This is a genomic window from Allobosea sp. P1_B10, from assembly GCF_056406735.1.
The window spans coordinates 34,394-59,352 of record NZ_JBFTZP010000007.1 but is presented as its reverse complement, the minus strand read 5'-3'; the positions used below and the strand labels follow the sequence as shown (position 1 = coordinate 59,352).

The window sequence follows — 24,959 nt, the reverse complement described above, 5'->3', positions numbered from 1 at the left end:
TGGTGCATCCCGGGTCTCCCTGCGGCCACCCGGGATGACGGCCACCGGCATCGAACGGGAGGTGCAGCCATGCACCTGACCCGCCTCAAGCTCACCGGCTTCAAGACCTTCGTCGAGCCGACGGATTTCCTGATCGAACCCGGCCTGACAGGCGTGGTCGGCCCCAATGGCTGCGGCAAATCCAATCTCGTCGAAGCGCTGCGCTGGGTGATGGGCGAAAGCTCGTTCAAGAACATGCGCGGCTCGGGGATGGACGACGTCATCTTCGCGGGCTCGAACGAGCGGCCGGGTCGCAACATGGCCGAGGTCGCGCTGACGCTGGACAACAGCGACCGCAAGGCGCCGGCTGCCTTCAACGAGACCGATGTCCTCGAGGTCACCCGCAGGATCGAGCGCGACGAGGGCTCGACCTATCGCGTCAATGGCAAGGAAGTGCGCGCGCGTGACGTGCAACTGCTCTTCGCCGACGCTGCAACCGGCGCGCGCTCGCCGGCGCTGGTCCGGCAAGGCCAGATCAGCGAGATCATCTCCGCCAAGCCGCAATCGCGCCGGCGCATCCTGGAGGATGCCGCAGGGATCGCGGGGCTCCACAGCCGCAGGCACGAGGCGGAACTGCGCCTGCGCGGCGCGGAAGAGAATCTTACCCGGCTCGAGGACGTACTGTCGCAGATCGACGGGCAGGTCGACGCACTTCAGCGGCAGGCGCGTCAGGCCGGGCGCTATCGCAGCCTGGCCGCCGATATCCGCCGGGCCGAGGCAACCCTGGCGCTGATCGCCTATCACCTCGCCCGCAGCCAGGAGGCGCTGGCAGAGCGCGCACTGGACGCCGCCATGCGGGGCGTCGCCGAGCAGACCGGCATCCAGGCCGAGGCCGCCAGGCGGCAGGCCGTCGCCGCCCATCAACTGCCGGCACTGCGCGACGGTGAGGCTGCGGCTGCGGCAGCGCTGGTTCGGCTCAAGCGGGGCCTCGACGAGATCGAGGCCGCCAACCGGCGCAACCGCCAGCGCGCGACCGAGCTCGGCCAGCGCCTGACGGAACTGCAAACCGACCTTGGCCGTCAGGACAGCGTCGCTGGCGATGCAACCGAAAGCCTCGCACGGCTTGCGGAGGAGGATCGCATCCTCGCTCGTGAAGGCGAAGGCTCGATCGCCGACAACGATGCGGCCAGCGCCGCATTGGTCGCGGCCGAGACAACGCTCGGCTCAGCCGAGACTGCACATGCAGCAGCCCAGGCGGCCTTGTCGGAACTGGCGGCGCGCCGCGGGGCTCTGGAACGGGCCCTGCGCGAAGCACGGGAGCGCGAGGCCAGGGCCGCGGCGGAGCGGGCCAAGCTACTACGAGACCAGGCCGCGCTCGACGCCTCCCGCGCAGCGGGTCCACTGGACGGGCTGCGACAGGCCGTAGCCGCCGCCGAAACCGCCATGCAGGAGGCCGACGCGGCGACCGCCGCGACGCATGGCGCCATCGCCACCGCCCGCGAGCGCGAGGCACAGGCGCGCGGGCCGGCAGCCGAGGCGGACCGCACTGCCCAGCGCCTGGAAACCGAAATTCGGACCCTGCAGAAGCTGCTCGCCCCGGCCTCTGGCGGTCGCTGGCCGCCGATCCTGGATGCGATCACAGTGGCCAAGGGATTCGAGATCGCCTTGGGTGCTGCGCTTGGCGACGATCTCGACGCCGCTGCGGACCCTCTGGCCCCTGCGCATTGGGGCGACAGCGGCACCGGCACCGACGACCCCTCCCTTCCTGCCGGCGTCGAGCCGCTGGCGCGTTACGTCCGGGGTCCCGCGGCGCTTGCCCGGCGGCTGGCCCAGATCGGCGTCGTCCTGCGCAGCGACGGCGAAAGGCTCAGCGCCGTTTTGAGCCCCGGCCAGCGATTGGTCTCGCGCGACGGCGATGTCTGGCGCTGGGACGGGTTTGCCAGCGCAGCGGATGCGCCCTCCCCCGCCGCACGGCGGCTCGCCGAAAAGAACCGGCTCGGCGAACTCCAGCGTGAGGCGCAAGGCGCCCGCGAGGCAGCCGAGACCGCGCGGAAGGGACTGGAAGCCGCAATGCAGGCCGCTCGATCGGCGGCGCAGGCAGAGACTGCGGCGCTGGACACGGCCCGGCAGGCGAGGCGCAGCCTCGACCAGGCCCGCGAACACTTCGCATCGGCCGAACGCCGCGCCGCCGAAGCCACAGCCCGGCGCTCTGCGCTGACCGAGGCCATCGGCCGGTTGGGCCAGACCATGGCCGAGGCCGCGACCCAGGTTGAGGCGCAGGCGCAGGCGGTTGCCGCGCTTCCCGCGTCGGCCGAACTCGAAAGCGCCCTGTTGAAGGCGCGCGTCGAACTCGGCGAGCACCGCATCGTCGCCTCTGACGCGCGGGCCCGGGTGCAGACCATCGCCCGGGAAGCCGACCTGCGAAGCCGCCGCCGCGCGTCCATCGGCAGCGACATCCAGGCCTGGCAGGCGCGGGCTGCCGCCGCGACGCAGACCGCCGAGGAGACACGCCGCCGCATCGCGGCCGTTAGCGCCGAGCAGACAACGCTGCTCGAGGCGCCCGACACGTTCCTGACCGAGCGCCGGCGGATCCTCGCGGAGATCGAGACAGCCGAAATCGCGAGACGCGCGGCAGCCGACGCGCTCGCGACCGGCGAGGCGGCGCTGGCGGAAGCCGATCGACAGGCGCGCACCGCGCTGGAGGGCCTGGCTGGCGCACGCGAAGTTCGTGCCTCCTGCGAGGCGAGGCTGGAGGCGGCCCGGCAGCGTGTCGCCGATGTCGCGAGACAGATCGCCGACGGCCTTGAGACGACGCTGGCAGGCCTGCAGGAACTGACCGGATTGAAGCCCGGCGCGGACATGCCCGAGCAGGAGGGCGTCGAACGTCGCCTCGCCGGCCTGAGGGCGGAGCGCGAACGGCTCGGCGCGGTCAATCTGCGCGCCGAAGACGAATTGGCCGAGGTGAGAACCAGGCGCGAGGGCCTCACGACCGAGCGTGACGACCTCGGCGAGGCGATCCGCCGGCTGCGCCAGGCCATCGGCGCGCTCAACCGCGAGGGGCGCGAGCGGCTGCTCGCCGCCTTCGAGATCGTCAACGCGCAGTTCCAGCGCCTGTTCTCGGTGCTATTCGGCGGCGGTACGGCCGAGCTCAAGCTGGTCGATTCCGAGGATCCGCTCGAGGCAGGGCTCGAAATCTTCGCCCGCCCTCCGGGCAAGAAGCCCCAGGTGATGACCCTGCTCTCAGGCGGTGAACAGGCCCTGACCGCCACGGCACTGATCTTCGCGGTCTTTCTGACCAACCCGTCGCCGATCTGCGTGCTCGACGAGGTCGACGCGCCGCTCGACGATGCCAATGTCGAGCGCTATTGCGACCTCCTCGACGAAATGGCCAAGACGACGCAGACGCGCTTCATCCTGATCACGCACAACCCGATCACCATGGCCCGGATGGACCGACTCTTCGGTGTCACGATGGCCGAACGCGGCATCAGCCAAATGGTCTCGGTCGACCTGGCAACAGCCGAACAGATCCGCGAGGCCGGTTGAAAATTCGCCACAATCGACCCCGCAATGCGGCAAGAATGTCGCACTCAGCCCGAATTTAGAAAGATATCAATATCTTAAGCCCAGTTTGCCTGCCTTGACAGGGCGGAGACCGGGCAATAAAGGAGGCCGTGCTGACGACGGCTCGATGCGCGGGTCCGGACAAAGTCAAAGCGGCTTTTCACGCCATCGTGGTCACACCACGGGATTGGAGGCCGCCTATGACGCCGGAACCTGACAAAAACGCCTCAGATTCGGAGTTGCGCGCAAGACTGGACTCGCTGAAGTCTGCCCTCGGGCGGGCCGAAGAGAGCGCAAGGCCGGGCGCAGGTCCGGCAGGAAACGACAAAGCGCTCGCTGGCGCGATGTCATCCGGGTTTCGCGCAGCAACCGATCTCGCAGGCGGCATCATCGCAGGCGCCCTTATCGGGTTCCTCGGAGACCGGTGGCTGGGAACGTCCCCGTTCCTGCTGATTGCCTTTTTGGTGATCGGTGCCATCGCCGGTTTAAGGTCCGTCTATAAGCTCGGCGTTCGTCCGACCCCCGGGTCGGGCAGCGATACGCCGGAACAATGACCGAAGCAGGCAACCACATGGTTGCACGACAAAGGGCGTAGACATGGCGGCTGGCGGCGGTATCGATCCGATCCACCAATTCGAGATCAAGCCTCTCATCGGCTTGCACGTGCTCGGCCACGACCTGTCCTTCACCAACGCCTCTCTGTTCATGGTGCTGGTGGTTGCGGTCATTTCGCTGATCATGATCTATGGCTCGAGCCAGCGCGCGACCGTTCCCGGTCGGCTGCAGTCGCTCGCCGAGATGACCTATGAGTTCGTGGCATCGACCGTCACCGGTGTGATGGGCCGCGAAGGCATGCGCTTCTTCCCCTTCGTCTTCTCGCTGTTCATGTTCGTGCTGGCCGCGAACCTGCTCGGCCTGATGCCGGCCTCCTTCACCGTGACCAGCCACATCATCGTCACGGCTGCGCTGGCCTTCCTCGTCATCCTCGTGGTGCTGGTCTACGGCATCATGAAGCATGGCAGCCACTTCTTCGGCCTGTTCGTGCCGTCGGGCGTCCCCGGCTGGCTGCTGCCCTTCATGGTTCTGATCGAGGCTGTATCGTTCCTGTCCCGTCCGATCTCGCTCAGCCTGCGTCTGTTCGGCAACATGCTTGCCGGCCACATCGCGCTGAAGGTGTTCGGTGGCTTCGTCGTCGCCCTTCTGGCTGGTACGAGCGTCTTCGGCTACATCATCTCGCCGCTGCCGCTGCTGCTCGCAGTCGCGCTGACCGCGCTGGAGTTCCTCGTCGCCGCCTTGCAGGCCTATGTCTTCGCAATCCTGACCTGCGTCTATCTCAACGATGCCTTGCACCCGGGCCACTGAGCCCGGCAGGTCCTCGCGAGAGTTCAACCCCCTCCCCTTAGCTTTTCACACTGGAGAAAGAATATGGATCCCGTTGCAGCCAAGTACATCGGCGCTGGCCTCGCCTCGCTCGGCATGGGCCTCGCCGCCATCGGCGTCGGCACCATTTTCGGCAACTTCCTCTCGGGCGCCCTGCGCAACCCTTCGGCCGCTGACGGCCAGTTCCCGCGCGCCTTCATCGGCGCGGCGCTCGCCGAAGGTCTGGGCATCTTCGCGTTCGTCGTGGCGCTCGTCCTGCTGTTCGTGGTCTGACACGCTCCACGCGTCTTAGTCCCTTCGCGCCCGAAGACCTGGCTCCAAGACCTGGCGACAGGCTCGGGCGCGATCTTGTTTCCTTCCGTTGAAAGGCACCCCATGCCGGTTCGATCTCTTGGAATCATCGGACGAGGCTGGGCCGGCTGCGTGGCTTTCGCCGCCTCCACCGCATTGTCGGCTGGCGTGGCGCTGGCCGCGACGCCGTCCCTGAGCGGCGAGAAGGCCTCGTTCCCGCCTTTCGATGTCCGCACCTTCGTCGGCCAGCTATTCTGGCTCGCGATCACGTTCGGCGTTCTCTACTGGCTGATGTCGAAGGTCGCGCTGCCGCGCGTCGGCGCCATCCTGGCCGACCGTGCCAACACGATCTCGCGCGATCTCGACCAGGCGGCAGCGATGCAGGCCAAGGCCGAAGACACCGCGCAGGCCTATGAGAAGGCCCTGGCAGAAGCTCGCAAGAACGCACAGGGCATCGCCCAGGCGGCTCGCGACGAAGGCGCCAAGGCCTCCGATGCCCGCCGTCACACGGTCGAGGCCGAACTTGCCGCCAAGCTCGACAAGGCCGAAGCCAGCATCGCCAGCACCAAGACCGCTGCGATGAGCAATGTCCGCGGGCTCGGCAGCGATGTCGCCATCGCGATCGTGACCAAGCTGACGGGCCAGGCTCCGACCAGCTCCGAGGCTACGGATGCTGTCGACCACGCTCTGGCGAACGGCTGAGGAGAAATCAGATGGATACCTTCTGGGTCGCCGTAGCCCTCGTCATCTTCCTCGCTCTGCTCGTCAAGTTCGGCGTGCCCAAGGCGATCATCTCCGCCCTCGACGCCCGTGGCGAAAAGGTCGCGCAGGAACTCGCTGAAGCGCGTCGCCTGCGTCAGGACGCCGAGAAGCTGCTGGCCGAATACGAGGCCAAGCGTAAGGCAGCCGAAAGCGAAGCCGCCGGCATCATCGCGTCCGCCAAGGAAGAGGCCACCCGCCTCGCCGCCGAGGCTGAAGCCAAGCTTGCCGAATTCGTCACTCGCCGCACCAAGTCGGCGGAAGACAAGATCGCGCAGGCCGAAGTGCAGGCGGAGGCCGACGTTCGCGCCGCAGCGGCCGAAGCCGCCACACGCGCCGCCGAGACGATCCTGCGCAGCCAGATGGGTGGCAAGGCCGGCGACGCCGCCTTCGCTTCCGGGCTGCAAGAGGTCAAGGCCAAGCTGAACTGAGGTTAGCCTGACTGACTACATGACAACGCCGCGGCCCCCCGGGACCGCGGCGTTGTCGTATCCGGGGCTGTGCGGCTATTGTCACGCCCGACATGCCACGCCTCAGCATTCTCATCACAGCCCTCCTGGCTCTCTGCCTTGCCGCCTCCGCGCAGGCTCAGGCCCCTGTGCAATTTCCCTCCCGTGACGGGACAATGCTGTCGGGACTGCTCGCCAGGCCGGACGGCCCGGGCCCCTACCCTGCCCTCGTCGCGCTGCATGGCTGCGCGGGCCTGTGGACAGCATCCGGCAGGCTCAGTGCGCGCGAGAAGGACTGGAGCGCGCGTCTCGTGGCGGCGGGTTACGTCGTGCTGTTTGCCGACAGCTTTCGCCCGCGCGGGATCTCGACCTTGTGCAATGATCGGGACCAAACGCTGACGCCCGCCGGCCGCGCGCAGGACGCGCTGGGCGCACGCGACTGGCTTGCACGGCAGGGCTTTATCGCACCCGGCCGGATAGCGCTCATCGGCTGGTCCAATGGCGGTTCAACCGCGCTGGAGGTTGCCGGATTGAGCGCGGCGGCCGGACCTGAAGGCTTTCGCGCGTTGATCGCGTTCTACCCGGGCTGCAGAGCCCTGCTGAAGCGCAACTGGACGGCAGCGGTGCAGACGACGATCCTGCACGGGCTGGCAGACGACTGGACCCCTGCAGGCCCATGCCAACGGCTCGCGAAGACCGGCGGCGCCGATTTCGTGGGCTATCCCGGTGCCTATCATAATTTCGATCACCCCGACCTGCCCCTGCGAGAGCGCAAGGCGGCTTTCTCGGAGCGCGCCGACGGGCTGGTCACTATCGCCAGCAACCCCGAAGCCCGGGCCCAAGCAATTGCCGCGACGATGGCGATCCTGGAGGCGATGCAGGCTCGGTTGGAACCGCACTCCTATGGCCGCGCGTGCCTCACGGCGGGGCCGTCGGCCTTCCGTCACAGCATAGAACATCCTGCGCTCGCGGGGCTTGCCACTCGCTAGCCGAGACTACGAGGGGTCAGTTGCACACCAGTCCAGGCTGACAACCTGGCGACGGCAAAAGCGCCAGGCTGCAGGGACACCGCCAGCGGCCAACCCTTCAGGGGCCCAGGCCTTAGTTCGCGACGGTCAGCGTCTTAACCGGGAGGGCAGTTGTCGCCACCGGCCGCGCGACGGGAGCAGGAGCCCGCTTGGCCTCGAGCTTCACCGGGGCCGACTTCGGCTTGGGCTTGCGCGCCTGGATCGTCGAGGTGACGATGCCCTGGGGCGTATCGAGCCCGTAGATGTCCTCGCGGAACTGCACCATGCCGTCGGCGCCTTGCCAGCCTGTCAGATAGACCCAGGCGACCGGCACCGACTTCTTCAAGGCGATATTCTTGCGCTCGCCCTTGGCGATCTCGGCCTCGATCGCCGGCTGTGTCCATTCTGTGCCTTCGAGCAGCCAGGCGGCGAGATCGCGCACACCCTCGATGCGGGCGCAGCCGGAGGAATTGAAGCGCACATCGTTTCGGAACAGCGTCTTGCTCGGCGTGTCGTGCATGTAGACAGCCTCGGTATTGGGCATGTCGATCTTGAGCTGGCCGAGCGAATTCGTCGGGCCGGGCTCCTGCCGCACGTAGAAATACGGGTTGGTGATCGTCGCCCAATTGACGCTGGCGGGATCGATCTCGCGATTCTCGGCGCCGAGCAACTTCATGTGCGATTTGGCGATGAAGCTCGGGTCCTTGCGCATGTGCGGAATGATGTCCGCCTTCACGATCGAGGTCGGCACCGTCCAGTACGGGTTGAGATTGACCGAGGTGATGTTGGCCTGCAGCACGGGAGACGGCCGTGCCGGCTTGCCGACGACGGCCAGATGTTTGCGCTGGACGACACCGTTTTCGACAGCCTCGACGCTGGCGCCGGGAATATTGACCACGACATAGCGCGTCGCGAAGGGGAAGCCATTGCCCTTGAGCCGCTCCAGCGTCGCGGTGAGTTGGTTCAGCCTGACCTCGACGGGGACATTCATGGCCTTGAGCGTGAGACGTCCGACCGTGCCGAGATCCGACAATCCGTGCCTGATCTGGAAGCGCTTGACCGCGGTGATGACAGCCTCGTCATAGACATCGCCCTGCAGCGCCTCGGGCGCGAGATCGCCGCTTTGCAGCAGGCGTTGCTTCAGCGTGACGACGTCTGCACCCTGTGCACCTGCCTTCAGGGCCGTGACCGAGCCCGGTACCTGTCCCCAGCCACCGCGCCCGGCGATGTCCTCATGGGCGATCAGGGCCTCGAGCGTGCGGTCATAGGTGTTGGGGCCGTAGCTCGGCTCATTGGCGCGCGCGCCGGCACCGCCCAGCAGAAGGGCGAGAACGGCGACAGTTGCTCTGGCGGAACGCAGATACATCGGAAGATCCCACAATGCGCATGAGCGCATGACGGAAGCTTCCCTCGCACATGGTCAAGGAAGCCTTAAGGCAGCGCGGATTTCCTTACCCGAAGCCCGCGCTCGCCAGATCGTCACTGTAAGCGGAGAGGGGCAATCCGGGAGGGCTCTCGCAGAACCAACCCGAATTGCGTCGTCGCTACGTTTCTACCGAGCGGCGGATTACTCCGCCGCCTCGGCGACCGGCTGCGGCTTGACCCATTTCAGCACCGGCTGGCGCGCGGCGCGGGTCTCGTCGAGGCGACGGATCGGGGCATGATGCGGCGCGGCGGTAAAGCGCGCCTTGTCATTGCCCTTGGCCGCCATGGCGAGATCCCGCAGCGTTGCGATGAACAGGTCGAGAGACGCCTTCGATTCCGACTCGGTCGGTTCGATCAGCATCGCGCCATGGACGACCAGCGGGAAATAGACCGTCATCGGGTGGTAGCCCTCGTCGATCATCGCCTTGGCGAAGTCGAGCGTCGAGACGCCGGTGCCCTTCAGCCAGTCGTCGTCGAACAGCGCCTCATGCATCGAGGGGTGGTCCGGGAACGGCATCGACATCAGGTCGGCCAGGCCGGCGCGGATGTAGTTGGCGTTGAGGACCGCATCCTCGGAGGCCTGCTTCATGCCGTCCGAGCCGTGGCTGAGCATGTAGGCAAGAGCGCGGACATACATGCCCATCTGACCGTGGAAGGCGGTGATGCGACCGAAGGGTGCGTTGCCCTCCGGCGCGTCCGCCTTGTTCTCGACCAGGCGCGGCGCGCTGCCATCGAGATGGATGAACGGGACGGGCGCATAGGGCGCCAGACGGGCCGACAGGACCACCGGACCGGCACCGGGACCGCCGCCGCCGTGGGGCGTCGAGAAGGTCTTGTGCAGGTTGATGTGCATGGCGTCGACGCCGAGATCGCCCGGCTTCGCCTTGCCGACGATCGCGTTGAAGTTGGCGCCGTCGCAGTAGAAATAGGCGCCGGCCTCATGCATGGCGGCGGCAATCTCGACGATCTGCGGCTCGAAGATGCCGCAGGTGTTGGGATTGGTCAGCATGATCGCGGCGATGTCGGGCCCGAGCAGCGCCTTGACGTCCTCGACCGCGACCGTGCCATCCGCGCGCGCCGGCACCGACTTCACGCTGAAGCCGATCAGGGCGGCAGTGGCCGGGTTGGTGCCATGCGCCGATTCCGGCACCAGCACGACGTTGCGGGTGGCGGACTCGCCCTTGGCGGCGATGGCGGCCTTGATCGCCATCATGCCGCAGGCCTCGCCATGGGCACCGGCCTTCGGGGAGAGCGCCACGGCCGGCATGCCGGTCAGGGTCATGAGGTAGCGCGAGAGATCGAGCATGAGCTCGAGCGCGCCCGGCACGGTCGAGACCGCCTGGAGCGGATGCACGTCGGAGAAGCCCGGCAGACGCGCCATCTTCTCGTTGAGGCGGGCATTGTGCTTCATTGTGCAGGAGCCGAGCGGGAACAGCCCGGTATCGATGCCGTAGTTCTTCTGGCTCAGGCGCACATAGTGGCGCATCGTCTCGGGCTCGGACAGGCCGGGCAGCCCGATCTCGCCCTTGCGCGCATGCGGACCGAGCCGCGACTTGAATGGCTTGGGCGCATCGATGTCCACGCCCGTGGTCTCGTGATGGCCGATCTCGAAGATCAGGGGCTCGATCTGCTGGAGGGCCTTGTTACCGGTGAAGGTCGGGTGCTGCTCATGTAAGGCCTCACCGGCCTGGGTGGGACGTCCCTGACGGTTCAGCATCACAGCACCTCCGCGAGCGCTGCCACGAAGGCCGCCCGATCGTCATCCGTATTGATTTCGGTATTGGCCACGATCAGGAGATCGTCGAGCCCGGCATCCGGCAGCAGACGCGAGACCGGCACGCCGGCGAGGATGCCGCGTTCGGCCAGCGCCTCGACGACTTCGGCCGCAGGCTTGGAGAGTTTCAGCGTGAATTCGTTGAAGAAGCTCTCGTTGAGGAACTCGACGCCCTTCACACCCGCCAGATGATCGGCGAGCTTGACCGCGTTGGCGTGGTTGACCTCGGCCAGCCGCGCAAGGCCGGCCTGGCCGAGCAGCGTCATGTGGATGGTGAAGGCCAGCACGCAGAGGCCGGAATTGGTGCAGATGTTGGAGGTCGCCTTGTCGCGGCGGATATGCTGCTCGCGGGTCGAGAGCGTCAGCACGAAGCCGCGCTGGCCCGTCGAATCGACGGTCTCGCCGCAGAGCCGGCCCGGCATCTGGCGCAGATATTTCGACTTGGCGGCGAAGAGGCCGACATAGGGCCCGCCGAAGTTAAGGGCATTGCCGATCGACTGGCCTTCGCCGACGACGATGTCGGCGCCCATGGCGCCAGGCGGCACGATGGCGCCAAGCGAGACGACCTCGGTGAACACCGCGATCAGCAGCGCGCCATGGGCGTGCGCCTTCTCGGCGATCGGGGTGAGATCGCGCAGGTTGCCGAAGACGTCGGGGTTCTGGACGACGACGCAGGAGGTCTCGTCGTCGATCCGGGAGAGGATGTCCTCGTTGGCCGAAACGTCCGGCGGCATGGTGACGATGTCGTCGCTCGCCATCTCCGAGATCGTGCGAACGACATCGCCGTAATGGGGGTGCAGGCCCCCAGAGAGCACGGCCTTGCGACGCCTGGTGACGCGGTGGGCCATCAGCACGGCCTCGGCGGTGCCGGTCGAGCCGTCATACATCGAGGCGTTGGCAACCTCCATGCCGGTCAGGGCCGCGATCTGCGTCTGGAACTCGAAGAGGTATTGCAGCGTGCCCTGCGCGATCTCGGGCTGGTAGGGCGTGTAGCTCGTCAGGAATTCCGAGCGCTGGATCAGGTGGTCAACGGTCGCCGGGACATGGTGCTTGTACGCCCCCGCGCCGACAAAGAACGGGACCGACGACGCCGAGACGTTGCGCCCCGCCATGCGGCCCAGAATGCGCTCGACTTCGAGCTCGCCCTTGGCGCGCGGCAGATCGAGCGGAGCCTTCAGCAGATGGCCGGACGGCACGTCGCTGAACAGCGCGTCGACATCGGGAACACCGATCCGCGCGAGCATGTCCTCGCGGTCGGTATCGGTCAGGGGGAGATAGCGCATGGGGTTTGAGTCCGTGTGTGCTGAGTGTCATCCCGTGCGCGCCGCGGCATGCAATGCCACAGCGCAGGCACGGGACCGTGCGACGAGAAGGCGCCGTGTCGAGAGTGCAGTCCCGCACCCGCGCAGCAGCGTTGTGCGCTGCGACGCGTGCGGGATGATGCGGCCCCTCAGAGCGACTTCACGTAATCCTGGTACTCGGCCTCGCTCATCAGGCCCTCCAGCTCTGCCGCATTGGTGAGCTTGAGCTTGACGAACCAGCCCTTGCCGGCGGGATCCTCGTTGACCGCGCCGGGCGCCGCCTCGAGATCGCTGTTGACGGCCACGACCTCGCCGGAGACCGGCGCATAGACTTCCGACGCTGCCTTAACGCTCTCGACGACGGCGGCTTCGCCGCCCTTCGAAACCGACTTGCCGATGGCGGGAAGCTCGACGAAGACGACGTCGCCAAGCTGCGACTGGGCATAGTCGGAGATGCCGACGGTGCCGGTGTCGCCTTCGATGCGGATATATTCGTGGTCCTTGGTGTAGCGGGTCTCGGCCATGGTGGTGTCTCCGTAGAAATCGAGAAAATCAGGAAAAATCAGCGCTTGTAGCCGTTGGGCACGAAGGGCATTTTCGCCACGACAGCCGGCAGCGCCTTACCGCGCACGAGCAGGTCGAGCCGCGTACCAGGCTCGCTGTGGGCCTTGTCGACATAGCCCATGGCGCAGGGCGCGTTCAGGGTCGGCCCGAAGCCGCCCGAGGTGACCTTGCCGATGACGGTGCCGTCGGCCGTGGCGATATCGGCGCCCTCGCGGGCCGGTGCACGCCCCTCCGGCAGCAGGCCGACGCGGACACGCGACGTGCCCTCCGCGAACTCCCGCTGGATGCGCGCGGCTCCGGGGAAGCCACCTTCCTCGCGACGGCGCTTCTGGATCGACCAGGTAAGCGCGCCCTCGACCGGCGACGTCGTGGTGTCGATATCGTGCCCGTAGAGGCACAAGCCCGCTTCGAGACGCAGCGAATCGCGCGCGCCGAGCCCGATCGGCTTGACCCGGGCGTCGAGCAGCAGCGTATCCCAGATCTCGCCGATCTTGCTGGCAGCGGCGGAAATCTCATAGCCATCCTCGCCGGTATATCCGGAGCGGCTGACATTCGCCTTGATGCCCGCGACCTTCATCGTGCGCGACGACATAAAGGCCATGTCGGCGGCCTCGGGCGCCAGCGCGGCGAGAGCCGCAGACGCTGCGGGCCCCTGCAGCGCGATCAAGCCGCGATGCTCGGCACGCACCAGCTTAACGTTGGCGGGCAGCCGCGCCTCGATATGAGGGTAGTCCTCGTTCTTGCAGGCGGCGTTGACCACCAGATAGAGCGCGCCGTCCTCGTCGGGATCGATCGAGCGCGTCACCATCAGGTCGTCGAGGATGCCGCCCTCCTCGTTCAGCAACTGCGAGTAGCGCTGCTTGCCGGGGGCGAGATTGAGGATGTCGGCGGGGATCAGCGCCTCGAGCGCACGCGCCGTCGTCTCGTGATCGGGACCGATCAGGAAGGCCTGGCCCATATGGGAGACATCGAAGAGACCCGCCTGCTCGCGGGTCCAGTTATGCTCGGTCAGGATGCCGGTCGGATACTGGACCGGCATGTCGTAGCCGGCAAAGGGGACCATACGGGCGCCGAGCGCGACATGGCGCACGTGAAGCGGCGTCTTGAGTATGGGGGCATCGGGCGGCGCAGCAGCGCTCGCGTTATCGTATTCGGCAGCCATGGACGGCCCCTTCCAGAGTCGAGCGCAAGCCCCGGACGGATTTGTCCGGAACATGCCCCCTCTGTCTTGGGACCTGAGAGATTTCCCCGCCACGGCTCAGTCGAGCCAAGGCAGGTTACACCCGTCGGTGGGCGGAATCGCTTCCGCCGCTTTCCAGAGTGCCAAATCCCACGCGGTCCGTGTGCCTGAGCGTTTCCGGGGCGGTTGCGCCTTCGGCGCCGGGATCGGACCTGAATGGTCGTCCGAGCCCGGTCTCTCCCGCGGGGATGTGCGGCTGAGGTGAGAGATACAAGAGGGCGCGCCCGAGTCAATCGCGCCGCAGCCCTCTTTTGCTGCAATGCCGCTCTTATCTACGGCGACGCTGTGCCGGGGCTGCGCCGCCCGGGGTCAGGTTGACGATGACCTCGACCTCGCCGCGGCCGGGCGGGACGACGATGCCCTCCTCGACGAAGCTGAAATCGCTGCCGCCCTGGCCCGACGGCACGGTACCGCCGACGCGCGAACTGCGGCGCGCGACGACATTGGTGCCGCGCAGGACCTGCGTGCCGAGCGTGGCGTAATAGCTGCCGGGGCTGCCGGCCGGTCCGAGCAGGACGCGCCCCTCGACGCCCACCTTGAGCGTGAAGCCGCCACCGCTGGTGGGCGTGCATTCACGAGCCACCTGGAGGATCGAGATCTGGTGACGCAGGCTGCCGCTGTCAGGCCCGGTCTGGGCGCGGATCGCCGCGCCGCCATCGGCGATCACGACCTGCGGGCAGGTCAGTTCGCCCTCGCCCTGCGTCGGAAGCGCCATCGGCTCCGGCGGCGTGGTCGACTGGAACATCACGACATTGCCCAGCGTCTGGAGGGCGCCGCCGCCCTGGGACGAGCCCGAGGAGCCGCAGCCCGACAGGGCAAGCGCGAGAACCGGCAGGGCCAGAAGCCTCGGAGAAAGGAAAGTCGTAGCGATCACGGCAAAGTCTCCACGCCCGGGCCAAAGCCATCCAGCGAAACCGGAATACCCACCCCCTCTTCAGGAGTCTGGAACACGATGAAGGTAGCGCTCTTGCCGGCCTTGAGCTGTCCGAGCAGCGCGTCATCCATCACGACCTCGGCGACGCAGCCGGTCGTCAGGCAGCGCACGAAGCCGGCGCGGCCGATGTCCTTGTCGTCGATCTTGAGGCCCAGGCCAGAAGGCAGGAGAACGCCGAGCGGCGCGACGACGCGCAGCAGCCGGCTCTTCTGGTCGGCCGTCTTGAGCGCGATCACGAGCAGCGTCAGGTTCGGCCGGTCCTCGGCCGCGACATTCTGCACGAGTGCGCATTGTTCGGTCTTGGCTCCCGGCGGCACTTCACAGCGCATCTGCCAGTCACCATGCGTCGACTTCACCGCCCCCTGGGCCAGTGCCGTGCCGACGAGACCCCAGGCTGCCAACGCTGTCGCGACGGCGAATCCCATGATCCTGCCCATCCTTGCCTAACCTCCAAACCGGCGCCCGCCATCGGGCCTGACGACTAAGGGCGTCAAATCGGGCAAATTGCCGACCTGCGCCACAATGCGCGCCATAGGCGCCTAAATCACGCCTGCGTTGGGACCATGCAGGCCCTCTCCTGTCAAGGCGACAGCCCGATTCCGCGCTTCGCTGACATCCGTCCTAGCGTGATTATGCCGCATGGCATGCGTTCAAGGCCCGCATTGCCCCTCTGGCGCAAGCGTGATCTTTGATTTATCGCAATGCCGAAGAGCAGGGCCAAGCCGCAGGGCGGCGCCCTGTCGCGCGCGGGTCCCTTTTTCGATCAGGGCGATCCGAAGCGGGCATAATGAGGAGCTAGGTCGGACCGATGCGATTTCTGAGCAGGACGCTTGCAATCATGGCAGCCGCGGCACTCGCCGCCGGCGCGACGGCGCTCATGCCGACCTCCGCGCTTGCCGGGTTCGGAATGCCCAGCCCGTGGCAGATGGACCTGCAGGGCGCAGCAACCGAGGTCGCGGCCTATATTCATTGGTTCCATGACTGGCTGAACGTCATCATCTTCGTGATCACGCTCTTCGTGCTGGCCCTGCTGATCTATGTCGGCTGGCGCTTCAGCGAGAAGCGCAACCCGGTGCCCTCGAAGACGACGCATAACGCGCTGCTCGAAGTCGCCTGGACGGTCATCCCGGTCCTCATCCTGGTGGTCGTCGCGATCCCCTCCTTCCGCCTGCTCAAGCTGCAGCTCGAGATCCCGCAGGCCGACCTCACCGTGAAGGTGACCGGCAAGCAGTGGTACTGGTCCTATGAGTACCCGCAGGACGGCGGCGCCTTCGGCTTCGATTCGGTGATGCTCGACGAGAAGCAACGCGCCGAAGCCATCAGCAGCAACAGGATCCCCGCTGCCGAGGCCCCCAAGCTGCTGGCCGTCGATAACGAGGCCGTGGTGCCCGTCGGCAAGATCGTCCGCGTGCAGGTCACCGGCGCCGACGTGATCCACAAGTTCACCGTGCCGTCTTTTGGCGTTAAGATCGACGCGATCCCCGGCCGCCTGAACGAGACATGGTTCAAGGCCGATCGCGAAGGCATCTATTATGGCCAGTGCTCGTTCATCTGCGGCCAGAACCACGCCTATATGCCGATCGCGTTCCGCGTCGTCAGCGCCGAGAAATATGCTGCCTGGCTCGCCGATTCGAAGAAGAAGTTCGCCAATGCGGGCGACGCGGCCGGCAAGGTCGCGGCTGCGACCGAGTAAGCGACTGAATCTTTCCTCCGGCGCGGGTCGTTTTTGGCCGCGCCGCCCCTGATCGACCGACTGTGCGAAGACGTTTTCGCAAAAGGAGACTAACCCCCATGGCAACAGCGGCACACGACGCCCACGGCCACGGACATGACGCGGCCCACCACGCCAACCCGACCGGTTGGCGCCGCTGGCTCTTGTCGACCAACCACAAGGACATCGGGACGCTCTATCTGTGCTTCTCGATCATGGCGGGCCTCGTCGGCGGCTTCCTGTCGATCATGATGCGCATCGAGCTCCAGGAGCCCGGCCTCCAGATCTTCGCCAATGGCCAGAGCTACAACGTCTTCGTGACCGGCCACGGCCTGATCATGATCTTCTTCATGGTCATGCCCGCCGTCATCGGCGGCTTCGGCAACTGGTTCGTGCCGCTGATGATCGGCGCGCCGGACATGGCCTTCCCGCGCATGAACAATATCTCGTTCTGGCTGACGGTCGCCGCCTTCATCCTGATGATCATCTCGATGTTCGTCGAAGGCGCTCCGGGCGCTCACGGCGTCGGCACCGGCTGGACAATCTATCCGCCGTTCTCCTCCAGCGGCCACCCGGGCCCGTCGGTCGATTTCGGCATCTTCTCGCTTCATCTTGCGGGCGCTGCCTCGATCCTGGGCGCGATCAACTTCATCACCACCATCCTGAACATGCGCGCGCCTGGCATGACCATGCACAAGATGCCGCTGTTCGCCTGGGGCGTTCTGGTGACCGCGTTCCTGCTGCTGCTGGCGCTGCCGGTGCTGGCCGGCGCGATCACCATGCTGCTGACCGACCGCAACTTCGGCACGACCTTCTATGACCCGGCCGGCGGCGGCGACCCGATCCTGTACCAGCACCTGTTCTGGTTCTTCGGTCACCCCGAAGTGTACATCATGATCCTGCCGGCCTTCGGCATCATCAGCCACATCATCTCGACCTTCTCGAAGAAGCCCATCTTCGGCTATCTCGGCATGGCCTACGCCATGGTCGCGATCGGCGTCGTCGGCTTCATCGTGTGGGCTCACCACATGTACACCGCAGGCCTCTCGCTCAACACGCAGCGCTACTTCGTGTTCGCGACGATGGTCATCGCGGTGCCGACGGGCATCAAGATCTTCTCCTGGATCGCGACGATGTGGGGAGGCTCGATCCGCTTCACCGCACCGATGATCTGGGCGATCGGCTTCATCTTCCTGTTCACCGTCGGCGGCGTCACCGGCGTCGTGCTGGCCAATGCCGGTGTCGACCGCTCGCTGCATGCGACCTACTACGTGGTGGCGCACTTCCACTACGTGCTGTCGCTGGGCGCCGTGTTCGGCATCTTCGCGGGCTTCTACTACTGGTTCCCGAAGATGAGCGGCTATGTGATCCCGGACTGGATCGGCCACCTCCACTTCTGGGTCGCGTTCATCGGCGCCAACGTGCTGTTCTTCCCGCAGCACTTCCTCGGCCTCGCCGGCATGCCGCGTCACTATGTCGACTATCCCGAGGCATTCGCCGGGTGGCATTTCGTCTCGTCGATCGGCTCGTACATCTTCGCCTTCGGCCTGCTGATCTTCTTCTTCGGCATCTGGACCGCCTTCTCGAAGAAGCAGCTTGCAGGCGACAATCCGTGGGGCGAAGGCGCCACCACGCTGGAATGGACGCTGCCCTCGCCGCCTCCGTTCCACCAGTTCGAGACCCTGCCGCGCATCGTCGGCTCGGATCACTGAGTTCTCCGGCGGCGGGCCCACGGCCCGCCGCCGCCCTTCCCCCGAGCGCCCCGGCAGAGGCGTTCCGGAGACGGGCGGCAAAACCCCGACCGCGAAGACCCGCGCGCCCAAGGGCGCTGTTTCACGAGTACGAAGACAACCCGACACATGTCCGCTGCGTTCGAAACCCGCACTGACGGCCTGACCGTCTCCCCCGGAGAGGCGCGCGATTTCTTCGCGCTGCTGAAGCCGCGGTTGATGTCGCTCGTCGTGCTCACGGCGCTGACCGGCATGGCAACCGCTCCGGGCTCGGTGCATCCGGTGCTCGGCTTTGCGGCCCTGCTCGCCATTGCCGTCGGCGCCGGCGCGTCGGGCTGCCTCAACATGTGGTACGACGCGGATATCGACGCGTTGATGAAGCGCACCGCGAAGCGCCCGATCCCGGATGGACGCATCGCGCGTTCGGAGGCGCTCGCCTTCGGCCTGACCCTCTCGGTCGGCTCGGTGCTCGTGCTCGGCCTGATCACCAATGTGCTCGCAGCCGGGCTGCTCGCCTTCACGATCTTCTTCTACGCCGTGATCTACTCGATGTGGCTGAAGCGCTCGACGGCGCAGAACATCGTCATCGGCGGTGCCGCCGGCGCCTTCCCGCCTATGATCGGCGAAGCCGTCGTCACCGGCGATCTCGGCTGGCACTCGATCGTCCTGTTCGCGATCATCTTCCTTTGGACTCCCCCGCATTTCTGGTCGCTCGCGGTGGTGAAGTCGGCCGACTACGCGCGCGCCGGCATCCCGATGATGCCCAATGTCGCCGGTGCCGCCTCGACCAAGCGCCAGATCCTGGCCTATGCACTGGTGATGGCGCCCGTCGCCGTGCTGCCCGCGCTGATGGGCTTCGGCGGGCTGCTCTATCTCGTCGTCTCGGTCTCGACCGGACTGGCCATGATCGGCCTTGCCGTGCGCGTGCTCGTCACCCCCGAGGGCGAAGCCGGCAACAAGGCCTGCTACACCATGTTCGGCTTCTCGATCTTGTACCTGTTCCTGCTCTTCGTCGTCCTTCTCGCCGAGAACAGCCTCGGGCTGATGTGGGCCCTGCCCAAGGTGATAGGATGAACGAGCCCAGCAAGCAGACCGATGTGCCGGTCGCGTTCTCGCCCGAGGACATGGCCCGCCGCAGGCGCCGCTCCGTGGCGCTGGCGCTCGTCCTGTTCGGGCTGGTGGTGTTCTTCTTCGTCGTCACGCTGGTGAAGACCGGTCCGGCGATCATGAACCGGCCGCTGTGATGGAGAAGCAGCCCCTAGCGAAGCAGCCTGACCGGATGCGGCGCACCGCGCTGATCTGTGCCGGCGTCGTCATGGGCATGACCGGCCTCTCCTTCGCGGCCGTGCCGCTCTACGACATGTTCTGCAAGGCGACGGGCTTCGGCGGCACGCCCAGGGTCGGCACCGCCGGCGCGGGCCAGATCCTCGACCGCAGCATGGCTGTGCGATTCGACGCCAATGTCGCGCCTGGTCTCGGATGGGCCTTCGAGCCGGAGAGCCCGGAGGTCAGCCTGCGCGTCGGCGAGACCAAGACGGTGTTCTACAAGATCACCAACCGCTCCAACCGGGCCTCGACCGGGATCGCAACCTACAATATCGCACCCGAAAACGGCGCGGCCTATTTCGTCAAGATCCAGTGCTTCTGCTTCACGGAGCATACGCTGCAGCCGGGCGAGACCCTCGAGGCGCCGGTCGTGTTCTACATCGACCCGGAGATCGCCGGAAACCGGGACCTCAACGCGCTCAAGACGTTGACGCTGTCCTACACCTATTTCCCCTCGAAGGCGGGACAACCCGTCACCGTGGGCGAGACCAAGACGAACCCGGCCAAAAGTGACTTGCTTAAAAGTGACTTGGCCAACACGAAGCTGTAAGACGGGCGCAGCTTAGCGCTGCGCACGAAAAGTTGGACGCGGAGACTGATACGATGGCCGGGGCCCATACCAAACACCACGATTACCATCTCGTCGATCCGAGCCCGTGGCCGATCGTCGGTGCCGCCAGCGCCACGATCATGGCGATCGGCGCGGTGATGTGGATGAAGGCCATGATGCTGGGCGGCATGAAGCTCGGCCCGCTGGTCTTCGGCATCGGCACGCTAGGCGTGCTCTACACGATGCTGGCCTGGTGGATGGACGTCGTCCGCGAAGCCGAGCATGAGGGCCATCACACCCGCGTCGTGCAGATCCATCATCGCTACGGCATGCTGATGTTCATCGCCTCCGAGGTGATGTTCTTCGTCGCCTGGTTCTGGGCCTATTTCGACGCCAGCATCTATGCTGGCGAGGCGATCAACTACACCCGCAAGGAATTCACCGGCGGCGTCTGGCCCCCGACCGGCATCGCCACCTTCGATCCCTGGCACCTGCCGCTGCTGAACACCCTGATCCTGCTGACCTCCGGCACGACCGTGACCTGGGCGCACCATGCGCTGATCCATGGCGACCGCAAGGGCCTGAAGCAGGGCCTGTGGCTAACCGTCGTCCTCGGCGTGCTGTTCACGATCTGCCAGGTCTACGAATACTCCCATGCGAGCTTCGGCTTCAGCGGGCACATCTATGGCTCGACTTTCTTCATGGCGACCGGTTTCCACGGCTTCCACGTTGTCATCGGTACGATCTTCCTCGCCATCTGCCTGTATCGCGCCTATCTCGGCCACTTCACGCCGAAGCAGCATCTCGGCTTCGAGTTCGCCGCCTGGTACTGGCATTTCGTCGACGTGGTCTGGCTGTTCCTGTTCGCCTCGATCTATGTCTGGGGCGCCGGCACTGTTGCCGCCGCGGCGCACTGACGCGGTCGCCCGACCTGTTTTGCGAAAGGCGGCCGCAGGGCCGCCTTTCCAGTTTCTGGAGCCATCATGACCGAGCCCGCGCGCACGCTGCCTTCGCCCTATTCGACCGGGCTCGCCGGCCGCTGCCCGCGCTGCGGCGAGGGCAAGCTGTTCGACGGCTACCTCAAGGTCCGGCCGCGCTGCGCCGCCTGCGGCCTCGACTTCGCCTTCGCGGATTCCGCCGACGGGCCGGCGGTCTTCATCATGCTGATTGCCGGGTTCGCCGTGCTGGGCGCGGCGCTCTATGTCGAGATCGCCTATGAGCCGCCGATCTGGCTGCACCTGACGATGTGGCTGCCGCTGGCGGTTATCGTCTGCCTCGGGCTGCTGCGGCCGATGAAAGGGCTCGCGGTCTCGCTGCAATATGTCCACAGCGCAGCCGAGGGCAGGCGCGACTCGTGACCTCTTCCCCTACGATCGCGATGCGTCCGGGCCTGCTCTGGCCCACAATCCTGACTTTCGCCGGCGCGCTGGTGCTGTGCGTTCTCGGTGGCTGGCAGCTCTCGCGCATGAGCGAGAAGCGGGCCTTCATCGAGCGCCTCGAAGCGCAGGCAGCTGGCGTTCCCGCCGCCATGCCGCCTTCGCCCAGTTGGGCCGGGCTCGACCCCGCCGCCCTCGACCTGACGCGGGTCTCGGCTCAAGGCGAATTCATCGGCGAGACCTTTGCCGGCGTCCGCACCACGATCGCCGCAGGCGGACCGGGAACGCGCCAGCTCTCCGGCTTCGGCCGGTGGATATTCCAGGGCTTTCGATTGGCCGACGGCGGCGTCATCCTCGTGAATCGCGGCTTCGTGCCGGAAGGCCGCCTGGGCACGATCAAGGCGGCCTCGGGTTCTGCGACCGTCACGGGCTTCCTGCGCTCGGCGGAGGCACGCGGCTCGTTCACGCCAAATGACCTTCCCGCCCAGCGCGAATTCTACACGCGCGACCCTGCTGCGATCGCGGCTTCGCTGGGGCTCGGCCCGGCCGCGCCGTTCTATCTGGAAGCTGAGCGGCAGGGCGACGGGCTGACTCCGCCCGCCGGCGTATCGCCCAAGGAATTGATCGAGCGCATTCCCGACAACCATCTGTCCTACGCCTTGACCTGGTTTGGCCTGGCGCTGACGCTTGTCGGCGTGTTCATCGCCTTTGCCTGGCAGTCCCGTCGGCCACGCGAAGCCGCTTAAGCCGGAGAGCGCCGGCAAGTCGTGCCCTGCAACGTGCCTTTGCCCTTCGCTCCCCGGCGGCCTATAGCAAAGACCTCAGTCACCGAGACCAATGCCGTGCTGCATATTTCTACCCGGGGCGAAGCGCCCGCCCTGCCCTTCTCCGACGCTCTCCTGGCCGGGCTTGCCCGCGATGGCGGACTTTACGTGCCCCAGAGCTGGCCCCAGATCACGCCGGCGGAGATCGCCGGCTTCTCGGGCAAGCCCTATGCCGCGGTCGCCAAGCGCGTGCTCGGCGCACTGACGGATGGCGACATCGAGGGCAAGGCGCTGTCGGAGATGATCGCCGAGGCCTATGCGACCTTCCGGCATCCGGCCGTCTGCCCGCTGACGCAGATCGGCGATAATCTCTTCGTGCTCGAACTCTTCCATGGACCGACGCTCGCCTTCAAGGACGTGGCGATGCAGCTGCTCGGACGGCTGATGGACCATGTTCTGACGCTGCGCGGCGAGCGCGCCACGATCATCGGCGCCACCTCGGGCGATACGGGCGGCGCGGCTATCGACGCTTTCAAAGGCCTGAAGAATGTCGACGTCTTCATCCTGTATCCGCATGGCCGCGTCTCCGACGTCCAGCGGCGCCAGATGACCACGGTCGATGCCGACAACGTCCACGCGATCGCGCTGGAAGGCACGTTCGACGATTGCCAGAACCTGCTGAAGGCGATGTTCAACCATCACGCCTTCCGCGACGAGATCGGCCTGTCGGGCGTGAACTCGATCAACTGGGCGCGCATCGCGGCACAGGTGGTCTACTACTTCACATCGGCGGTCTCGCTGGGCGCCCCGGCGCGCAAGGTCTCGTTTGCGGTCCCGACGGGCAATTTCGGCGATGTTCTCGCCGGCTTCGTCGCCAAGCGCATGGGCCTGCCGATCGAGCGCCTGCTGATTGGCACGAACAGCAACGACATCCTGGCACGTGCGCTCGAAAGCGGCGCTTATGAGATGCGCGGCGTTTCGGCCACGACCTCGCCCTCGATGGACATCCAGATCTCCTCGAACTTCGAACGGTTACTGTTCGAGGTCCATGGTCGCGACGGCGCTGCCGTGCGCCGCCTGATGCAGTCGCTGGCCCAGTCAGGACGCTTCGAGATCGCGCCTGAGCCGCTTGCCGCCATCCGCAGCGAATTCGACGCCGTCGCGGTCGACGAGGCCGCCACCGCCGCCGAGATCAAGCGCGTGATGGACGAGGCCGGCTACCTGCTCGACCCGCACACCGCGGTGGGCGTCGGCGCCGCCCGGCGCGGGCTCGCGCAGGATCCCGCGACGCCGATGATCGTGCTTGGCACCGCCCATCCGGCGAAGTTCCCCTCCGCCGTCTCGGCCGCAAGCGGGATCACGCCGCAGTTGCCGGCCCATCTCGGCGACCTGATGGAGCGCACCGAGCGCTTTACCCTGCTGCCCAACGACCAGAGCGCCGTCGAGCAGTTCGTGCGCAAGCATGCCCGCGCCGTCAGGGGAGCGGCAGCATGAGCGCGACCCCGCCGATCGAGGCCGCCGAGATCGCTGCCCCCGCAGCCAATGGAGCGGGCCGTCACGACCCGGATGTCGGGCTGACCACACTGCCCTCCGGCCTGCGCATCGTCTCCCAGCACATGGAGCATGCCGCCACCGTATCGCTGGGCATCTGGATCGGCGCCGGCTCGCGCGACGAACTGCCCCATGAACATGGGCTGGCCCATCTCCTCGAGCACATGGCCTTCAAGGGGACCGCGCGACGCAGCGCGCTCGACATCGCCGAGGAGATCGAAAGCGTCGGCGGCGACCTCAATGCCGCGACCTCCGTGGAATACACCTGCTACACCGCGCGCGTGCTCGGCTCCGATCTGCCGCTGGCCGTCGATATCCTCGCCGATATCCTGACCGCATCGGCTTTGACCGAGGACGAGCTCAAGCGCGAGAAGGGCGTCATTCTCCAGGAAATCAGCGCCGTCCAGGATACGCCCGACGACCTCGTGTATGACCGCTTCCTCGAGGCCGCCTTCCCCAACCAGCCCCTCGGCCGCCCGATCCTGGGCACCGCCAAGACGGTCAAGAGCTTCACCCCGGATGCGATCCGCGCCTACCTCGCCCGACATTACCACGCCGGCAACATGGTGCTGGCGGCGTCGGGCGCCGTCGATCACGACGAACTCGTGGCGCTCGCCGAGCAGCACCTTGCGTCGCTGCCGCCGAAGCCTGCCCAGTTGCCCGAACGCCAGGCCGGCAAGTATGTCGGCGGCGAGGCGCGCATCCCGAGCGACGAGGAGCAGGTCCATCTCGTTCTCGGCTTCCCGGGCCTGCCCTTCGCCAATGGCGCGCACTACGCCCTCCAGGTCTTTTCATCGGTGCTCGGCGGCGGATTGTCGTCGCGGCTGTTCCAGCAGGTGCGCGAGCAGCGCGGCCTGGCTTATGCGGTAGACGCCTTCCACTGGCCCTTCTCGGATTGCGGCGTTTTCGGCATCAGCGCAGGTACGGCGCCCGCCGACGTCGCAGAACTCATCGATGTCGCCCTGGCCTGCCTGCGCCAGGCCGCCGAGGATGTCACCGAGGCCGAAGTCGCCCGTGCCCGCGCGCAGATGAAGGTCGGGCTGCTGGCGTCGCTCGAAAGCCCCGGCGGCAAGCTCGAACAAATGGCCCGCCAGGTCCTGCTCTTCGGCCGGGCGATCCCGCGGGAGGAACTGGCGGCGCGACTCGATGCGGTGACGCTCGAAGATGTCCGTGCTGCGGGACGCTCGCTGCTGGGCCACCAGCCCAGTGTCGCGGCCGTGGGCCCGCTGCAGGGCCTGCCTGCGGCCAAGCGGCTGCTTCACGCCGCCCGGGCAGCGGACTGAA

The 24,959-nt window shown here is 66.7% G+C and carries 24 protein-coding genes and 1 riboswitch; of the genes, 17 read left to right on the top strand and 7 right to left on the bottom strand.

Annotated features, from left to right (window positions below):
* Nucleotides 1-69: 69 nt before the first annotated feature.
* The 7 genes from AC1D2L_RS15825 to AC1D2L_RS15795 all read left to right on the top strand — a co-directional run bounded on the left by AC1D2L_RS15825 (nt 70) and on the right by AC1D2L_RS15795 (nt 7,411).
* A complete protein-coding gene (locus AC1D2L_RS15825; RefSeq protein ID WP_476846846.1) occupies nt 70-3,525 on the top strand; it encodes a chromosome segregation SMC family protein in 3,456 nt (1,151 codons plus the stop codon).
* Between the two features lie 218 nt (nt 3,526-3,743).
* Nucleotides 3,744-4,097, top strand: coding sequence for an AtpZ/AtpI family protein (locus tag AC1D2L_RS15820; protein WP_476846845.1), 354 nt, complete (start codon nt 3,744-3,746; stop codon nt 4,095-4,097).
* A 43-nt stretch (nt 4,098-4,140) separates the two neighbouring features.
* Nucleotides 4,141-4,905 carry a F0F1 ATP synthase subunit A gene (locus AC1D2L_RS15815; RefSeq protein WP_476846844.1) on the top strand — a complete coding sequence of 255 codons (765 nt, stop codon included), beginning with the start codon at nt 4,141-4,143 and terminating at the stop codon, nt 4,903-4,905.
* Nucleotides 4,906-4,968: 63 nt separating this feature from the next.
* The gene (locus AC1D2L_RS15810; protein WP_043231023.1) at nt 4,969-5,196 is read left to right on the top strand and encodes a F0F1 ATP synthase subunit C; all 228 of its coding nucleotides are present in this window, start codon (nt 4,969-4,971) and stop codon (nt 5,194-5,196) included.
* Between the two features lie 150 nt (nt 5,197-5,346).
* Complete coding sequence (locus AC1D2L_RS15805) at nt 5,347-5,916, top strand: F0F1 ATP synthase subunit B family protein (RefSeq protein ID WP_476846843.1); 570 nt, start codon at nt 5,347-5,349, stop codon at nt 5,914-5,916.
* 11 nt (nt 5,917-5,927) lie between these two features.
* Entirely contained in the window at nt 5,928-6,404 is a 477-nt protein-coding gene (locus AC1D2L_RS15800; RefSeq protein ID WP_476846842.1) for a F0F1 ATP synthase subunit B family protein, read from the top strand.
* A gap of 92 nt (nt 6,405-6,496) precedes the next feature.
* The gene (locus AC1D2L_RS15795; protein ID WP_476846841.1) at nt 6,497-7,411 is read left to right on the top strand and encodes a dienelactone hydrolase family protein; all 915 of its coding nucleotides are present in this window, start codon (nt 6,497-6,499) and stop codon (nt 7,409-7,411) included.
* A 112-nt stretch (nt 7,412-7,523) separates the two neighbouring features.
* Here AC1D2L_RS15795 and AC1D2L_RS15790 read toward each other — a convergent pair whose 3' ends face one another.
* The 7 genes from AC1D2L_RS15790 to AC1D2L_RS15760 form a co-directional block, all read right to left on the bottom strand.
* Nucleotides 7,524-8,795 (bottom strand): L,D-transpeptidase family protein, encoded by a 1,272-nt coding sequence (locus tag AC1D2L_RS15790; protein WP_476846840.1) that lies wholly within the window; start codon nt 8,793-8,795, stop codon nt 7,524-7,526.
* A 201-nt stretch (nt 8,796-8,996) separates the two neighbouring features.
* Entirely contained in the window at nt 8,997-10,571 is a 1,575-nt protein-coding gene (gene gcvPB / locus AC1D2L_RS15785; protein ID WP_476846839.1) for an aminomethyl-transferring glycine dehydrogenase subunit GcvPB, read from the bottom strand.
* Nucleotides 10,571-11,911 (bottom strand): aminomethyl-transferring glycine dehydrogenase subunit GcvPA, encoded by a 1,341-nt coding sequence (gene gcvPA, locus AC1D2L_RS15780; protein WP_476846838.1) that lies wholly within the window; start codon nt 11,909-11,911, stop codon nt 10,571-10,573. Before gcvPA ends, gcvPB begins: the two co-directional genes overlap by 1 nt.
* 167 nt (nt 11,912-12,078) lie before the next feature.
* Nucleotides 12,079-12,453: a glycine cleavage system protein GcvH gene (gcvH, locus tag AC1D2L_RS15775; RefSeq protein WP_476846837.1), complete on the bottom strand. Its 375-nt coding sequence runs from the start codon at nt 12,451-12,453 to the stop codon at nt 12,079-12,081.
* A 38-nt stretch (nt 12,454-12,491) separates the two neighbouring features.
* Entirely contained in the window at nt 12,492-13,655 is a 1,164-nt protein-coding gene (gene gcvT, locus AC1D2L_RS15770) for a glycine cleavage system aminomethyltransferase GcvT (protein ID WP_476846836.1), read from the bottom strand.
* A gap of 163 nt (nt 13,656-13,818) precedes the next feature.
* Nucleotides 13,819-13,926, bottom strand: a riboswitch (glycine riboswitch).
* Nucleotides 13,927-14,001: 75 nt separating this feature from the next.
* Nucleotides 14,002-14,607, bottom strand: a complete 606-nt coding sequence (locus tag AC1D2L_RS15765) for a hypothetical protein (RefSeq protein WP_476846835.1) — start codon at nt 14,605-14,607, stop codon at nt 14,002-14,004.
* On the bottom strand, nt 14,604-15,092 hold the full coding sequence (locus AC1D2L_RS15760) for an invasion associated locus B family protein (protein ID WP_476846834.1): 489 nt from the start codon (nt 15,090-15,092) through the stop codon (nt 14,604-14,606). Before AC1D2L_RS15760 ends, AC1D2L_RS15765 begins: the two co-directional genes overlap by 4 nt.
* A 413-nt stretch (nt 15,093-15,505) precedes the next feature.
* Between AC1D2L_RS15760 and coxB the strand changes: the two genes are divergently transcribed.
* From coxB to AC1D2L_RS15710, 10 genes are all read left to right on the top strand, one after another.
* On the top strand, nt 15,506-16,360 hold the full coding sequence (coxB, locus tag AC1D2L_RS15755; protein WP_476846833.1) for a cytochrome c oxidase subunit II: 855 nt from the start codon (nt 15,506-15,508) through the stop codon (nt 16,358-16,360).
* Between the two features lie 98 nt (nt 16,361-16,458).
* The gene (ctaD, locus tag AC1D2L_RS15750; RefSeq protein ID WP_476846832.1) at nt 16,459-18,090 is read left to right on the top strand and encodes a cytochrome c oxidase subunit I; all 1,632 of its coding nucleotides are present in this window, start codon (nt 16,459-16,461) and stop codon (nt 18,088-18,090) included.
* Between the two features lie 147 nt (nt 18,091-18,237).
* Nucleotides 18,238-19,182 (top strand): heme o synthase, encoded by a 945-nt coding sequence (locus AC1D2L_RS15745; RefSeq protein WP_476846831.1) that lies wholly within the window; start codon nt 18,238-18,240, stop codon nt 19,180-19,182.
* Complete coding sequence (locus AC1D2L_RS15740) at nt 19,179-19,352, top strand: hypothetical protein (RefSeq protein WP_476846830.1); 174 nt, start codon at nt 19,179-19,181, stop codon at nt 19,350-19,352. The genes AC1D2L_RS15745 and AC1D2L_RS15740 overlap by 4 nt, the downstream gene beginning before the upstream one ends.
* Nucleotides 19,352-19,984, top strand: a complete 633-nt coding sequence (locus tag AC1D2L_RS15735) for a cytochrome c oxidase assembly protein (protein ID WP_476846829.1) — start codon at nt 19,352-19,354, stop codon at nt 19,982-19,984. The genes AC1D2L_RS15740 and AC1D2L_RS15735 overlap by 1 nt, the downstream gene beginning before the upstream one ends.
* Before the next feature lie 53 nt (nt 19,985-20,037).
* The gene (locus AC1D2L_RS15730) at nt 20,038-20,901 is read left to right on the top strand and encodes a cytochrome c oxidase subunit 3 (RefSeq protein ID WP_476846828.1); all 864 of its coding nucleotides are present in this window, start codon (nt 20,038-20,040) and stop codon (nt 20,899-20,901) included.
* Between the two features lie 66 nt (nt 20,902-20,967).
* Nucleotides 20,968-21,342, top strand: coding sequence for a DUF983 domain-containing protein (locus tag AC1D2L_RS15725; protein WP_476846827.1), 375 nt, complete (start codon nt 20,968-20,970; stop codon nt 21,340-21,342).
* Nucleotides 21,339-22,106, top strand: a complete 768-nt coding sequence (locus tag AC1D2L_RS15720; RefSeq protein ID WP_476846826.1) for an SURF1 family protein — start codon at nt 21,339-21,341, stop codon at nt 22,104-22,106. Before AC1D2L_RS15725 ends, AC1D2L_RS15720 begins: the two co-directional genes overlap by 4 nt.
* A 96-nt stretch (nt 22,107-22,202) precedes the next feature.
* Entirely contained in the window at nt 22,203-23,618 is a 1,416-nt protein-coding gene (gene thrC / locus AC1D2L_RS15715; RefSeq protein WP_476846825.1) for a threonine synthase, read from the top strand.
* The gene (locus AC1D2L_RS15710; protein WP_476846824.1) at nt 23,615-24,958 is read left to right on the top strand and encodes a M16 family metallopeptidase; all 1,344 of its coding nucleotides are present in this window, start codon (nt 23,615-23,617) and stop codon (nt 24,956-24,958) included. Before thrC ends, AC1D2L_RS15710 begins: the two co-directional genes overlap by 4 nt.
* Nucleotide 24,959: the final 1 nt, after the last annotated feature.